7 protein-coding genes are annotated in these 15,981 nt (G+C 51.2%); 5 read left to right on the plus strand and 2 right to left on the minus strand.

Translation table 11 applies throughout. The annotated features are described in order from the left end of the window. Positions 1-165: 165 nt before the first annotated feature. Entirely contained in the window at positions 166-1,155 is a 990-nt protein-coding gene (locus GQS10_RS08540; RefSeq protein ID WP_166241026.1) for a dimethylarginine dimethylaminohydrolase family protein, read from the minus strand. A gap of 217 nt (positions 1,156-1,372) precedes the next feature. On the opposite strand from GQS10_RS08540, the gene GQS10_RS08545 reads away from it, so the two are divergent. From GQS10_RS08545 to GQS10_RS08555, 3 genes are all read left to right on the plus strand, one after another. Beyond that, complete coding sequence (locus GQS10_RS08545; RefSeq protein WP_166241028.1) at positions 1,373-2,722, plus strand: sensor domain-containing diguanylate cyclase; 1,350 nt, start codon at positions 1,373-1,375, stop codon at positions 2,720-2,722. Positions 2,723-2,969: 247 nt separating this feature from the next. Further along, positions 2,970-7,139, plus strand: a complete 4,170-nt coding sequence (locus GQS10_RS08550; protein WP_166241030.1) for a chitobiase/beta-hexosaminidase C-terminal domain-containing protein — start codon at positions 2,970-2,972, stop codon at positions 7,137-7,139. A 260-nt stretch (positions 7,140-7,399) separates the two neighbouring features. Beyond that, on the plus strand, positions 7,400-8,218 hold the full coding sequence (locus tag GQS10_RS08555) for a methyl-accepting chemotaxis protein (protein ID WP_166241032.1): 819 nt from the start codon (positions 7,400-7,402) through the stop codon (positions 8,216-8,218). 132 nt (positions 8,219-8,350) lie between these two features. Here the strand turns inward: GQS10_RS08555 and GQS10_RS08560 are convergent, their stop codons facing one another. Then, on the minus strand, positions 8,351-9,181 hold the full coding sequence (locus GQS10_RS08560) for an imm11 family protein (RefSeq protein ID WP_166241034.1): 831 nt from the start codon (positions 9,179-9,181) through the stop codon (positions 8,351-8,353). A gap of 175 nt (positions 9,182-9,356) precedes the next feature. On the opposite strand from GQS10_RS08560, the gene GQS10_RS23640 reads away from it, so the two are divergent. After that, positions 9,357-12,005, plus strand: a complete 2,649-nt coding sequence (locus tag GQS10_RS23640; protein ID WP_166241036.1) for a winged helix-turn-helix domain-containing protein — start codon at positions 9,357-9,359, stop codon at positions 12,003-12,005. 211 nt (positions 12,006-12,216) lie between these two features. After that, a complete protein-coding gene (locus GQS10_RS08570) occupies positions 12,217-15,906 on the plus strand; it encodes an Ig-like domain-containing protein (RefSeq protein ID WP_166241038.1) in 3,690 nt (1,229 codons plus the stop codon). The last annotated feature ends 75 nt before the right edge of the window (positions 15,907-15,981 follow it).

Consider the following 15,981-nt stretch of genomic DNA (forward strand, 5'->3'; position numbering starts at 1 on the left):
CGTTGGTTTAAAATGTGGTAATTACATAATTATAAAGTTTTCGCAGTGTTTTTCATAGAAGTTTTAATACTTTTGGCCTATTGATGATTGTCGAAAATTGGAAGGTGAAAAACCCAGGCCAAATAGATAGCCAGGGTTTCCAAAAAGCGGTGTAAGGGAGCGAATTTATAGTAAAGATTCTCGGATCAGCGGCAGTGTGCAGCAGTGGATGCCGCCGCCCATTTTTTTGATTTCTGATATATCTACGGAAATCACCTCTACTCCATTGTGGGATAACACATCCATCGTGTATACAGCATCACTTGAGCATAATACTTTTCCGGGTGAGACGGCGAGTGCATTGATGGCCAGGGTGGGATCACGCAGATCGACATGAAGCATCTCAATACTTCTTTTGTGAAGCTCGTCAAGAAACCAGAAAGGAAGCAAAGCAGTATTAACTAACGCTTTGTGCTGGTCGACCATAAGAAACGCCTCATCCAAGTGAATAATGGATGCGGGCAGATCAATACAGATAAGTTCTATATCTTGAAAAGCTAAAATTTGTTTGACCTGCTCGATGCCTTGAGGGTTTACGCGCTCCGAACGCCCGATTACTGCGGTTCGTTCATCCAACATGATGAAGCTGCCGCCCTCCGCGAACCCGTTTCCTTGGACCATTCCAAGAACGGGAATCCCTATTTGGCTGAAGGTTTCTGCGGCGAGTCTGGTTTCACCGTAGCGAATATATAATGCGAAGCGAGATAAGATGACGCCGCCTGGGATCACCATTCCGAGGTCACGGGTATACATGCAGTCAGGCCACCGCTCCGTTTGACCCTGCAGATTGATGATCTCCACTCCCTCTTTTTCCAATGCAGCCTGTAAGCCTTTATGTTGACTTTGGAGCAGTTCAAGGTCGGGGAGGCTGGGGCTGCGGCTGTTGCTTAATCTGCCTTTGATTTGATTCAACAGGAGCGGACCGGACTCGATTTGGCCCGTTTGTTCATGAAGCTTCACGACCTCGCGGCCAGGACAATGCATCAATACTTTATGGATTTTTCCAACAGGGTTGTCCATCCCCCATTTATGATTCCAGATCGCTTCTAGAAGCATGCTGTCGTGAAACGTTTCTTTTACTAGTTTACGTGATAAGTAAGGGAAGTCTGAGGTCATGCAGCAGTTCTCCTTTGCTTAAAATAGGTGTACTATCTAGCTTTCCCGGCTATTTGGATTCCAATCGCAGCTTATAACAATGCATCCGATTATTTCGTTTGAGAGCTATAGGTTGGCTGAATGGTTCGACATTTAATGACATTATTCGTCAAAAACTATATTTATCTGTCCCTAAACGTTGTATACTGTAGTTAGCACGCATTAAAGGGGAATCCGCATGAATACGCCTAAGCTTTTATTGAATGTATCGATCGTCGCCGTGTTTTTTGTGTCTTTTATATGGTTGAAGGTGAATTATTTTCATCAGTTGGCCTATTCGATTCACTTAAGCTTGGATCTTGCGGCTACTCTGGTTGTCTGCCTGTTTTTACAGCCGGTGTTAATCCACGTATTAAAAAGCTTTCGAAGAGCGGCGATCAGTATTGTCATCGGAGCCACCTTTATTCTGTCGCTTTTGTGGAATGCGGAACGAAGCTTCCTTTTTCAAGAGGGGTTAGAAATCGAGTTGTATTTTTTCCCAATCATCCTTTCATCTTTATATTTATCGATGAGGACAAGTCTCATCGCAGCGGCAGCTGCGGCTCTGTCGCATATGATTTTGAATCTTTTCTTTATCGGGTTTCGCGTGGAGTTCTTGCTGCAGGGTGCGCTTTGGTTCCTGACGCTCGGGCTGATGGTGATGATGATTGTTCAGACGATGAGGAGCCGCGACAAAATTTTGAATAAACGGAATGTGCTTATTCAAGAATCGAATTCACTGATCCTGGGGATGGACAGTGCCGGAAAGATTGATTTATGCAATAAGAAAATGGTGGACCTTTTCGGGCTTGAAAGTACGCAAATTATGGGGCAGTATTTTTGGAAAATTGAGAAGCTGGTCGTAAACAAAGAGGCGCTGAAAATATTTCAGCTGCTGCATGATGATATAGAGCATAAGAATGGCGAGCTGGAGCTAGAAATGAGCGGTGAAGTACACTGCTTCATTATCGATTCCTATGCACTAAAGGACAATGGGTTGATAAGCGGGAAAATGATCGTCCTAAGGGATATTTCGGAGCGCAAAGAAATGGAGCAGCAATTGCTCGAGCTTTCGATCACCGATGAGCTTACGAAGCTTCATAATCGCAGATATTTTGACCAGAAATTTAAAGAGGAAATTATTCGTTCCGAACGCTATCACCATCCGCTCTCCCTCATTTTAGTGGATCTTGACCATTTTAAAAGAATAAATGATACTTACGGTCATTCGATGGGGGATGAAGTTCTTAAGCGTGTTGCATCGGCCTTAAGAGAATCGGTTAGACTTACCGATCTTTGTGCGCGTATGGGAGGGGAAGAATTTGTTGTGCTGCTTCCTGAGACGGACGCGACGGAAGCCTTCATTGTGGCGAACCGAATATCGGAGTGTATTCGGGAATTAGCGTTTGAAGGGTTTCGAATAACGGCCTCGCTTGGTGTCACAACACATCTTCACGATTTTCATAATCAGAAAATGATTGATGCTGCGGATCAGGCCCTCTATCTTGCCAAGGAGAGCGGCAGAAATCAGGTTTGTGTGGCCGAATAGTGGTATAGGTAAATTTAGTTGTGTCCCGGGCGTTTTGGCTGTGGATGAAACATAGAATGAGACTTTTGGGGCGCCGTTATGGTGCTCTTTTTGTTTGTGTTTGAAGTGCGTTCCTTTGATAAAAAAAGAAATGTTGAATCTAGAAAACGATGGTATAATGTGAAAAGTGTTGAAAACGGTCGATTGGTGTCGAAATGGTTTCATCTGGTATTTAAATAGTTCAGCTTAGTAGAGGGGATTAGACAGCATGATGGGGAAGCGGCAAAATGCAGCAAAAGGGTTCGTTGTGTTACTTATTTTCACGATGGTTTTATCGATGTTCAGCACCACGATTCACGCAATAACGCCAACGGGCGAACCTGCTAAAGCATGGCAGCCGGTTGGAACGCCGGGATTTACTTCAAGCTCAACGGTTTGGGATTCGATCGTAATTGAACAAGGGGTTCCTTACATCGCATATGAAGACAGAAGCAGGATGGGCAAACTGACCGTCCGGAAATTTAACGGCAGCAGCTGGGTGCTTGTAGGAAGCGCCGGCTTTACAGCAGGCGGCGCAGGCCATATTTCGCTGAAGTTTTATCAAGGTGTACCTTATGTGGCCTATCAGGATACCGATATGATGACCGGCGCGATGAAGGCCAGTGTTATGAAGTTTAATGGCTCAAGCTGGGTCGCTGTTGGAAGTCTTGGATTTTCTGAGGGGAATGTAGACTTTGTTTCGTTTGACATTGATGATTTGAGCGGTACCCCTTATGTAGCATATCGGGACAATGCATATAATGGGCAAGCAACCGTAAAGAAGTTTGACGGCTTGGAATGGGTCAACGTTGGACCTCCGGGCTTTTCAACGGGGATTGCCACAGACAACAGCCTTTTTATTGAAAATGGTGTACCGTATTTGGCCTACAATGATCATGCATTATATAGCAAAGCTGTTGTGATGGCATTTAATGGGCTGGATTGGGAACCGGTCGGAACAGAGGGGTTCACTTCCAGCTCTGCGACTTCAACTTCATTAGTAGTATATCAGGGGATCCCTTATATTGCTTTTCGAGATAACGCAAACGGTCTGAAAGCGTCCGTTATGACATTCGATGGATTCGAATGGAACTACCTTGGTACCCCGGGCTTTTCCGCTGGGGAAGCATTTTCCGTAGTCATGACGCATGAGAACGGGAAGCTGTACGTGGCCTATCAGGATAGAGTCAATGGGAAGAAAGCGACTGTAAAGACATTCAATGGCGTCGATTGGGAAACGGTAGGGAGCGGCGGCTTCTCGGCAGGCGAAGCGCATTTCCTCTCTATTGCAGTAGACAATGGCACGCCGTATGTATCTTATAATGACAGGTTTTATTCAGGAAAAGCGACGGTAATGTCGTACCGGGAGCTTCCGCCGCAGGTAGAGCCTGTGACGGCGAATCCCACCGGCAGCATGGTTGTGCCCGGTACGACGGTTGCATTGACATCCGCCACGCCGGATGCTGTGATCCACTATACAATGAACGGCGCGACGCCGACGAGCGCAAGCCCGGTCTATACCGGCCCGATCGCGATTACGAGCGCGGTGACGCTAAAGGCGATCGCGGTGAAGGCGGGGATGCTGGACAGCGTAGTCATGAGCGAGAGTTATACCTTGATGCAGCCGGCGGGTGTGCCTGCAGCCAGCCCGGCCGGCGGAGAGGTAGTGCCGGGGGCGACGGTTGCACTGGCAAGCAGCACGCTGGATGCGGCGATCCACTATACCTTGGACGGTACGACACCTACGAGTGCGAGCTCGCTATATAACGCCCCGATCACGATTACGGGCGCGGTGACGCTTAAGGCAGTCGCGGTGAAGGCGGGGATGTTGGACAGTTCGGTGATGAGCGAGAGCTATACACTGATGCAGCCGGTCTCGGTGCCGACGGCAAGTCCTGCCGGCGGAGCAGCAGCACCCGGCACGGCGGTTGTATTAACGAGCAGCACACTGGATGCAGCAATTCACTACACAATCGACGGCACGGCACCGACGATTGCAAGCCCGGTATATAACGGGCCGATTCCAATTACGGGGGACATGACCGTTCGGGCGATCGCTGTGAAAGCTGGAATGCTAAACAGTGCGGTGATGAGCGAGAGCTACACCTTACTTCCTCCGTCGCCGTCCGGAATTTCTTTTGACAAGCAGTCGTACGAGATGGACGAAAATAGCTCTGTCCCCATGCAATTATTTGTATCGTACTTGGAAGGCGGGAGCGATGAGGTTACCTCGTACGCCCAGTACTCATTTTCCCCGGGTGGAGTGGCGCAGGTTACTTCCTCAGGAACGCTGAAGGCCATGAATGCAGGCAGCACGGTCATGACAGCGGTTTATGGCGATCATTCCGTTTCGGCGTCAGTTAAGGTGAGGCCGTTAGTAAACGGCGTTCGGTTTAACGATCAGACGGTTTCCTTGAAAAAAGGCGAGAGCAAGGGAATTGCGCTGACAGCAACTTATTCGGACGGAAGCAAAGACAGTGTTGCGGCGAACCAGGTGGCGTTCACCGTTATGGATTCGCAGGTTGCGGGCATTGATTCTGCGGGTACGTTGACTGCTTTAGGAACAGGCTCTACGGTTTTAAAGGCAGTATACAAAACGTTTTCGGCGGAATTGCCGATAACCGTAACCCATGAAACAGCCACGGCCGATATTGAGGAAGCGCTGAAGACTATCGAAATCGGTTATGCGCCGGGCGATAGCTGGGAAAGTGTGACACAAAACGTATTTTTTCCTACGATCGGCAAGCATAACACGGAAATTACATGGACATCGAGCAATACAAACACACTCTCCCATACCGGAAGCGTGAATCGCCCGGCAGATAAGGATGTAACCGTCATTATGACGGCAACGGTAAACAAAGACGGCAGCATTGGACAGCGTCCTTTCCTAGTTATCGTAAAGAAGGGTTCGGTCAGTATTGTGAATGAAGACGTTTCTCGTACGGTGCCTGTCCGCTTAGGAGAAGAGAAGACGGATGCGCAGCAAACGACGATTGTTCGAAAAACATTGACTGACGGCACGAAGATCGACAAGGTGGATTACGATCCGCTTAAAGCTCAGCTGGCACTGAACGAAGCGCTGCAACAAAACAAAAAGGTCGTGCGGGTTGTCGTTACGGACCTGCCGGATGACAAGGCCGATCAAGTGGCGGTCCAGATTCCTATGGCTTCTTATACGGGTTATGCGAGCGGAGCGGGAATGGATCTTGCGGTTGAAACGGAAGAGGCAAATGTGGTGCTGCCGAGTCAGACCTTGCAGCAGCTGGAGGCCAAAGGACTGGATCTCTTTTTCAACTTTGTTCCGATTCGCAGCAGCACAGAAGCAGCGCAGGTAACACAAAGAGCGATGGTTGACCCGATTGTAACCTCGCAGGCCGTGAATAAAACGGTGACAGAAGTCAGCACGCCAATCGAAATCGATACCAACATTGCTTCACATGAAGTAAAATTGGTATTCCCGCTGTCTAAGCTGAATGCACCATCCGACCCGGCGCTTCAAGAGGCGTATTTGTCCGGGATGCACGTATATATTGAGCATAGTGACGGGGACATTGAGTTTCAAAAGGCAGCGATTGAACGTGACAGCGCAGGAACCATCATTGGTGTTTCCATTACGATCAATAAGTTTAGTATATTTACGCTGTTAAAGCTGGATGACGCGCCATCCGGCCAGGATGAGGAGGATTCCTCTACTCCATCCGGAGGGTCTGCAGGGTCTGCAGGAGCTGCAACACCGGCAACACCGGCGACGATTGAGCAAAAGCCTGCCGAACCAACGAATGCTGAGGTTCATGAGCCGTATATTTCCGGCTATGACGGGGGGCTGTTCCAGCCCGAGAAGGGCACGACACGTGCAGAGTTTGCTGCAATGCTGTGGAGAATTCTCAAGCATGAAGGCGAAAAGGCTCCTGCAATAAATGCTTCGGCATATCACGATGTACAGCAGGATCACTGGGCATTCGAAGCGATCGAGGCTTTGCGAAGCAAGGGAATCTTCCAAGGTGTCGGGGAAGGCCAATTCCAGCCTGACCGGACTCTGACCCGCGCGGAATTCGCGGCGGTGGTCGTACGCTGGAAGGCATTGAAGGCTGCGGAAGCCGGACGTTTCTCCGATGCAAACGGACACTGGGCCGAGACGGAAATGAATGCGCTGGCTGCTTCGGGTATTGCGTCCGGATATGAAGACGGGCTGTTCCATCCGGACCGGACAGCGACTCGCGCTGAAATTGTAAAAATGCTCAACCGGTTAATGAGCCGCGGTCCGTTAATCGGGGTTGCAGAGCCGACATGGAACGACGTAGCTCCGACGCATTGGGCATACGGCGACGTGGAGGAAGCTTCAAGGAAGCATGCCGTGAATCGATTGGAAGACGGCAGCGAGAGCTTAATCAAATAAGAACCATAGGGGTGGGCGTGCCGAATTGAGGCGCGCCCATTTTTTTTATAAGTCACCAATATGAAAGTCTTCATGGGTTTCAATGAAGTGAGATTATCGACATAAATCGTCAGAAACGATAGGTATTCTCGCTAAAACCTAGTATACTGAAGCTAACTGGCTCTATTTAGAGAGGCGACATATGGGGATGAACGAAAGGGATTTCTCGAGTGTTTGTTATGTTCATTAACGATAAAATGTAACAACGGAGGTAAACAAATATGAATGTCGTTCGGTCGCTAGAGGATTTTGCAGCCATGATTCCAGTCATCAAAGCGGCTGTTCCTACGGATCTTTCTATAGCTGTGTGTAATTTGGAAAAGTTTATCGCATACTGGCCGGGAAAAGACATTGACTTGCAGATCAAAGTGAATCAGGCGCTGCATCCAGAGGAGCCGCTGATGCACGCATTGCAAAACAATATATCCTTAAGGGCGGATGTGCCTGCAGATTATTATGGCTTTGAGTTTACGGGGACGGCAACGCCGCTGCACGATGAGCAAGGGAACGTAATCGGCGGCATTGCTGTCCAGCTGCGAAGACAAACGGAGTTGCGAGAGATTTCGGATCGAATTGCGCAATCGTTAAGCCAAGCCAATGAACAGCTGTCCCAAGTGGCAAACGGCTCCAATCAGCTGGCGGACTTCACGGGGCAGCTTTTAACCCTGTCCCAACAGACGGTGGCGCAGGTGAATCAGACGGATAAGGTTGTCTCCATTGTAAAAGGGGTCGGAAATCAAACGAATCTGTTGGGAATTAACGCAGCCATAGAGGCCGCTCATGCCGGCGAAGCGGGGAGAGGCTTTGGGATCGTAGCGAATGAGATCCGCAGGCTGTCGAGTGAGACGATAACCTCAACGAAGGACATTCAGGAAACGCTGCTAGGATTCCGGGAAGTGACGTCTGAGATCGGGGTCTCCATTGAACGCATCGCAAAAATCGTTGAACAACAATCAGAATCATCCCAATACATCTCTTCCCTAATTCATGACATTCATCAAATGGCAGAAAAATTGAATGAATTTACGAGAAAGCTATAGGGTTTGATTTGTAATCATAGTTATCGTTTAGTCCGCCTGCTCCTCCATTGGTAGGATTACAGATTCAGTATTGAACACCGTCTGACGGCGGACTAGTCGATTTGTAACCGCATCAATGGTGATTTGTTATTGTTATTTAGCCAATTTATCCACTACATGCCACTTCAGATCTAATAAAATCGGCGGATAGTAACTCGGCTGAATCCAATGGTAACTGCCGTCTGCCTGTAAGCTGCCCATCCTTACGGTTCCATCTTCGGCCTGCTTCAGTCTCCATTTCCCGCTTGCAATACATTCCCCGGCTTCCATCTTTCTTTGGGCCGCCTGAAAGTTGAATTCTTCTCCTTTGTTTCGCTCTATTGCGTCTAACTGTTCTTGAACCTTCCGTTCCAAATCTGCTTCTGCATCTCCGACATTTTCGGAATCCCACACTAACTCAAAGGTAAAGCCTTTTAAGTGGTTAGCCTCAACGGCCTCTTTAAAAGAGTCGGTCACAAATACACGAAGTTTCTTATACTCTGGAATTTTAAATATCGGATAATCCCGTATTGCTTCTAACTTAAATGCAAATTGACTAACGCCTTTAAAAAGGTTTGGGTTCCCTTCTACATACTCCACAACGGATTTTTCGTAATCTAGCGCATCGATGACGCGAATAACATTAACGGCATAAAACATTTTTGTTGGGTGTTTCAAAGGAAGTAATTCAACATTCGAATCCAGATAAGGCTTAAGTGCTTTAACCGTTCGATCATTGAATATAGGAATTTTGTTGCCAATACCGGTACAGTCACTAGACATTTTTCCAGAGCGATAGGTTTCAAATTCTATCTCTCCCCATTTGTCACCAATGAGAGTTCCATTAAAATGAGGTCGGATATATTCATCCATTACTTCAGTAGTGTTGGGAAATGTAAATGAATCGTATTTATCGGCTTCATAGCCCCAGCGCCAGACTTTCATCATATCTCCTCCCATTATCACGAATACATAACAGCATTTCCAATTATACCCTTCCCTCTCTTGTTTGGACACACCCCAAAAAATCACTTCTATTTAAGAACAATTTACACAAGGCCTGTCCAGAAACATGGTACAATAGTTAACATTAGACACGGTGGCAGGAGGCTTAGCTCGAGTGAGTAAGGCAGAACACTCTTTTTATACACAAGTAGATCAGTTTAATGGGGAAAGGCCGCTTCTTCGCTCGAAGCTGAGCATTCCGCGTCACGCTTCGGATGAGTTCATCGCGCGCGATCGTTTGATTAATAAGCTGCAAGGCCAGAAGAATACGGCGTTACGATTCATTTGTGCTCCGGCCGGTTATGGCAAGACGACGCTTGCCGCTGCATGGATCGAAAGCTGCGGATTGGATGCGGCTTGGGTGTCCCTGGATGCCGGGGATAATAAAGGCGGCCGGCTCTGGCATTATATAACCGCCGCTTTGGATGCAATTCGTCCCGGTTTTGCGGCGGCGGTACGCCCGATTTTGCCGGCACTTTCATCGGGGGAAGCGGAGCAGGCCTTCGTCGTTTTTCAAAACGAGTTAAACCGTTTAAACGGTCCGATTGTCCTTGTTCTCGATGATTTTCATGTCATTCAAGACCAACAGCTGCTGGAGCTGATGGCCTCGATAGCCGCCTACTTGCCGCCTGCTATCAAGCTGTGCCTTATAAGCCGGACGGAGCCCGGCTTCGCGGTAAGCCGATTGGAGGCGCGTCAAATGGCTTTTCGGCTAGATGCCAATGACCTTAGGTTTACGGAAGAAGAGGCGCTGCATTTTTTCCGTAGGGTTAACCTGTCTTTTGATGCGAAGCGGGTCTCCGCATTGGTGGAAAAGACAGAGGGCTGGATTACCGGGCTAAAGGTTGCGGCCTTATCCTTGCGAAAGACGGAGGGATGGAACGGCCTTGATGAAGGATATGGCGGGGACAACCGACATGTCATGCAGTATTTGCTGGAGGAGGTCTGGACGCAGCAAACGGAGCGGATGCGCAGCTTTCTGGTTCGATGCTCGATTTTAAAGCGGTGGAATGTTTCGTTGTGCCGTGCTGTTACGGGGTTTGCCGACAGCGAAGAGCTGATCAATGATCTCGTACGCGGTCATGTTTTTGTTGTTTTCTTGGACGCTCAGGGGAACTGGTTCCGATTTCATCATTTATTCTATGATTTTTTGGTGCGGCAGGCAGAACGGGAAGGCTTGGAAGCGCCCTCGGAGCATTATCAAGCGGCTGCGGAATGGTGTTTGGACAAAGGGCTTGAGGAGGAGGCTATCGAGTATTTTTTGCTCGGAAAGTGTTACGGACAAGCTGTCGGCCTGCTGGAACAAATGGCCTCGGGCATTGTCGGGTGGAACTGGAAGCAGCTTGGAGAATGGCTGTCCGCGATCCCGACCGATATATTGCTGGAGCACCCGGTACTGTTTTTCTCCTATGTGAATTCCATGGTAGCGGAGGATGCTGGAGAGGTTGCCCGGGCGGAAATGCTGCTGGCTGATGCGGAGCGTTGGTTTAAATCTGCCTCGAAGGGGCTGGATGAGGGGCGGCGGAATCAGTTTCTCGCGCTGTTTCAATATGTACAGGGGACAATAATGGTGTTTGGGTACTACAGCCTGGATCAGGCGCGAGTTCATTATGAGCAGACGCTGCGTTATGCGCCGGATGGAATTCGTTTGTTATTTGGCTCCCCGATGAAGCCGCTTCATACCTCGACTGCCCGAAGCTATAGAATTTCTCCGGGACATGTGCTGCGATCCGTTGCTGAGCCGTATACACTGCAGCTGGCGGAGTTATTTCGGGCAGTGAATCCGCTTTTTCTCGGCAGGCTGTATATCAATTATGCAGAAATGCTTTATCAATGGAATGATCTCGAGAAAGCGGAAGCATACGCTGCCGAGGGCTTAAAATGGGCGCGGCAGCTTAGCGTGGCGGCTGATTACGAGCTGATTCCGGGCTGGATCGTGATGGCGAATGTGTTAACGGCCAAAGGCAAGCTGACCCAGGCGATCTCAGATGTAGAGGCGGAAGCTCGTAAGTTGAAAGAACGAGGGAATGTTCGCGGTGGGACACTTCTGCAGCTGGAGGCGATCCGCCTTTGGCACCGAAGCGGAGAAGACGCGCCGCTGCAGGAATGGATGCGGGAAACAAAGCTTGGAGTCGGAGATTATTTATCTGTATTTGAGCTCTACGATTACGAGCTGTATGCCCGGGGGCTTCTTGCCGAAGGCCGCTTGACTGATGCATTCGAGCTGCTGGAGAAGCTGCTCCACTTAGCAAGAAGGGAGCTTCGGCCGATCGACGCAGCGGAGATTGCAGCTCTGCAGGCTTGTGCGCTGGATCGGCTCGGCCAGAAATGGCAGGCGCTTGCGAAGCTTGAGGAGGCGCTGCGAACGGCGGAGTCGAACGGGCTGCTGCGCGTGCTCATGGATGAAGGGCGCTGGATAGGAGGCCTCATGGCCGAGCTGGTGCAGGAGAAGCAGCGGGGTGATTTTCGCGGGCAGGATGCAGTGCCGTTGGCTTTCGTTCGTACCGTTTATGCCGGCTTAGAGGGAGGGGCGGAGGCTTCTGCGGCAGAAGCACAGCCCTTAACGGCATTGCTTACGGCAAGGGAGATGGATGTGTTAAGCTGCCTTGTTGATCATAGGAATGGAAAAGAGATCGCTGAAAGGCTCCAAATTTCGTACGAAACGTTAAAAACGCATCGCAGCAATATTTATAGCAAGCTTGGCGCAAAAAACCGGGAGGAGGCGCTGCGTTTGGCAGCCGAGTTCGGGGGATGGAAACGATAGCTGCTCTATCGATTGGAGGGAGTGGTGCTCTAATCCGAATCCCGTTTCGGACGATAACCACGTTACATTCTCGCATCCCCCTCTAGGGGGATTTTTTATTTGGTACGATATCGTACAATAAATGGTAGGCTAAACGGCTTTATACAGAGAACGAGGTGCTTTGTTCATGGAAGTGAGAGGAAAATCAGGTTTTTCGGTATTGTTGATTTTTATGATAGCAGTGGCGGTATCTTTATTTATATTGACGCCTGTGCATGCGAAGGAACGGCTTGTGGGTACCCCTATTCCGGTCGCAGGTGCGCCTGTGTTTTCGGATTTGCAGCCTGTTTCAGATGGCGGATATATCGCTTCTGGTGGGTATGCACTTCAGGGGCTTGATGGCGTTGCTTTTGTCATGAAGCTGGACTCAAATGGCGTTGAGAAGTGGAGAAAAGAGTTTAAGGGGTCCGGTTTGCCTCACATTCCATACATACGGGAAACCAAGACAGGAAGCTTTATGTTTGCCGGAAGTAAGGATGACAAGCTGTTCTTCGGTGAAATCAAGAAGGATGGATCCGAAGTGGTATGGGAAAAAGGGGATATTGCCAATGGCCGGGCGATGGCGATCGTAGAAGGCGGCGCAGGTGAGTTTCTGATCGGCGGTTACACATATGATGGACCATTGGATCAGGTTGTGCTCGTCCGAAGGGACCGAAATGGACAATTCCATTCCAAGATCGTTCCTTCTCAGAAGAGTTTAACTTTGTTTTCGGGGATACCCGGAATTGATGGTGGGATGGTGCTGGTTGGAAGCTCTGATGATAAAGGCTATATGCTGAAGGTGAATCAGGAGCTGGATATAGAGTGGGAAAAGACCTTTTCTACGACAAACGAGAAAACAGGTCAACAGGAATACGGTTATTACAAGCTCAATGCTATTACCTATACACCTCAGAAAGATAGATACGTTATCGCAGGACATGTAGGTGTTCAGCAGGGTGGAACTAGGCAGTATATGCTGTTCGTAATGACGGATGCAAATGGCAATATGATGCTGATTAGCAGTTTTGCTGACTATGGTCATCAAATTGGAAGGGCGATCACAGCGACGCGGGACGGTGGCTATTTGATTGCGGGGGGCAATCAGTTCGAACATGCAGCTTTGCTGAAGATCAATTATTTTGGCTTCGTGCAATGGGACAAGAAAATGGACAACGTGGGAAGCTTCCGCAGTGCCCTTCAGCTCGCAGATGGCAGCTACCTGCTTAGCTCAGGTTGGGGTAGTGCGGCGTTGTATGATCTGCGGGTAGGTGAGCCGCAAGCTGTTTCTGTAGATGATGCTGCAAACCGGATAATCGGCCTCAATGAGAAAATGGAGTATTCCACGGATGGCGGACAAACCTATAAAGAGTATTGGACGTGGGAAAAGGAGCCGGTATTCCCCGGGGATCAGTCGGTGCTCGTTCGCTACAAGCGGGAGTCGGCGGCGGGATTTGAAGCGGGGCCTCCGAAGGAGGTACAGTTTACGGCCAATCCCGTGATCGAGACGGTGAGCGCGCTGTCGGACCTGCCGGTCGCGTACGGCACGTCGCTGGCGGAGGCGGGTTTGCCGCCGGAGGTGGAAGTGACGCTGAGCGGCGGAGCGAAGGTGCGGGCGGCGGTGACGTGGGACGGAGGCAGCCCTGCGTATGACGCGAGTCGGGCAGGCACGTACACGTTCACGGGCACGCTGACGCCGCCGAGCGGAACAGCGAATCCGGCGGGTGTGACGGCGACGGTGCGGGTGATCGTCGGAGCGGCGCCGATCGAGGCGGTGAGCGCGCTGACGGACCTGCCGGTCGCGTACGGCACGCCGCTGGCGGAAGCGGGCTTGCCGCCGGAGGTGGAAGTGACGCTGAGCGGCGGAGCGAAGACGCGGGCGGCGGTGACGTGGGACGGAGGCAGCCCGGCGTATGACGCGTCGCGCGCAGGCACGTACACGTTCACGGGCACGCTGACGCCGCCGAGCGGAACAGCGAATCCGGCGAGTGTGACGGCGAAGGTGCGGGTGATCGTCGGAGCGGCGCCGATCGAGACGGTGAGCGCGCTGACGGACCTGCCGGTCGCGTACGGCACGGCGCTGGCGGAGGCGGGCTTGCCGCCGGAGGTGGAAGTGACGCTGAGCGGCGGAGCGAAGGTGCGGGCGGCGGTGACGTGGGACGGAGGCAGCCCGGCGTATGACGCGAGTCGTGCCGGCACGTACACGTTCACGGGCACGCTGACGCCGCCGAGCGGAACGGCGAATCCGTCGAGTGTGACGGCGAAGGTGCGGGTGATCGTGGGAGCGGCGCCGATCGAGGCAGTGAGCGCGCTGACGGACCTGCCGGTCGCGTACGGCACGGCGCTGGCGGAGGCGGGCTTGCCGCCGGAGGTGGAAGTGACGCTGAGCGGCGGAGCGAAGGTGCGGGCGGCGGTGACGTGGGACGGAGGCAGCCCGGCGTATGACGCGTCGCGAGCAGGCACGTACACGTTCACGGGCACGCTGACGCCGCCGAGCGGAACAGCGAATCCGTCGAGTGTGACGGCGAAGGTGCGGGTGATCGTGTCTGAACAAGCCGCCTACCTGACCGACGTTGAAGTGGATCCTGTCTCTTATCGCCTAAATGTAGGTGATAGTCGTCCTACGGTTGTGAAGGCAGTATATTCGGATGGAACCCGCCGGACTATTGCGGATGAATCCCTGCTGCAGTTCACCTCTACTGCTCCGGCAATTGCCGAGGTAAGCCTTGACGGGATAGTGAAGGGGCGAGCCTCGGGCAGTGCGACGGTAACCGTACAGTATCAAGTATATGAAGCTGATTTTGAGGTTTTTGTGATCGCAGTGACACCGCCTCCGGTGGACACGGGTTCGGATGATGAAGATGAGGAATATCAACCGCTCCCGTCGAATCCGAATCTTTCAACAACCATCTGCGGTGAGGCCTCCTGTACAGCGAGCTTTGGAGATGCGGTTCGGATTGAGATCCCGGCTCAAGGGGAGTCTTTTACGATCACGATTGAGAAGGTTACGGTTTCAGATCAAATAAAGCCCGATTCGATGACGATGATGAGCTCCGTCCACGAGCTGTTGAAAAACACGGGCCGCACGTTTGTAAGTCCGGTGACTCTACGTTTTGCATTTGATCCTGCGGATGTGGAGGCAGGACAACGTCCGGCACTGTTCTTTTACGATGAGGACACCTCCAAATGGGTGGAAGTGGAGGGCTATGCGGAGGGAAAATACTATTACGCCAAGGTAGATCATTTCACGAAATTTGCGCTGTTTCAGGTGAAGGAGGAAGCTCCTGCTTCCGAGCAGCCAAACGCGACCCCAGCCCCAACGCCTGTCCCGGTCGAGCTCTTCTCCGATGTGAACGGACACTGGGCAGAGATAAGCATCCAGGAAGCGGCTGCTAAAGGTATTGCCTCCGGTCATGCAAACGGCCTGTTCCTTCCGGATCAGCCGATTACCCGTATGGAGTTTACCGTTATGCTGATGCGTGCTTTGGGCGAAGCGGAGTCGGTCCCTGCCGACAGAGCGGCTTTCACGGACGCCGAGGTTATTCCCGAATGGGCGCTCCCTTACATTGCGGCGGCCGCAGACCGCCAAATTGTCAGCGGGTATTCGGACGGCTCGTTCCGGCCGAACGTCCAGGTGACGCGTGCGGAAATGGCGGTTATGCTTGATCGTGCCCTGAAAGTAAACGATCAGCAGGCAGAAGCGAATGCCGCTTCGCCGTCCTTTGTAGATGAGGATCGCATTCCGGAGTGGGCCAAATCGGCTGTAACAGCCGTATATCAGTATAACCTTGTTCAAGGACGGAGCGGGAATGTGTTCGCTCCGGATGCCTTGACGACACGCGCGGAGGCCGTGGTTGTATTGCTGAGAATGTTCGGAAACTAAAAATAGGATAGGCCACCGATCTTGCCCTACTCTCCCCCGGTCAATACTGGCCGGGGGTTTCTTATGCATGAATAC

Origin of the sequence: Paenibacillus turpanensis (genome assembly GCF_011421635.1) — a bacterium.
Taxonomy (GTDB): domain Bacteria; phylum Bacillota; class Bacilli; order Paenibacillales; family YIM-B00363; genus Paenibacillus_AK; species Paenibacillus_AK turpanensis.

Bases quoted from the DNA above. Each gene is read 5' to 3' on its own strand.
- GQS10_RS08540 (WP_166241026.1), bottom strand. From the start codon at position 1,155: ATGACCTCAGACTTCCCTTACTTATCACGTAAACTAGTAAAAGAAACG.
- GQS10_RS08545 (WP_166241028.1), top strand. From the start codon at position 1,373: ATGAATACGCCTAAGCTTTTATTGAATGTATCGATCGTCGCCGTGTTT.
- GQS10_RS08550 (WP_166241030.1), top strand. From the start codon at position 2,970: ATGATGGGGAAGCGGCAAAATGCAGCAAAAGGGTTCGTTGTGTTACTT.
- GQS10_RS08555 (WP_166241032.1), top strand. From the start codon at position 7,400: ATGAATGTCGTTCGGTCGCTAGAGGATTTTGCAGCCATGATTCCAGTC.
- GQS10_RS08560 (WP_166241034.1), bottom strand. From the start codon at position 9,181: ATGAAAGTCTGGCGCTGGGGCTATGAAGCCGATAAATACGATTCATTT.
- GQS10_RS08570 (WP_166241038.1), top strand. From the start codon at position 12,217: ATGATAGCAGTGGCGGTATCTTTATTTATATTGACGCCTGTGCATGCG.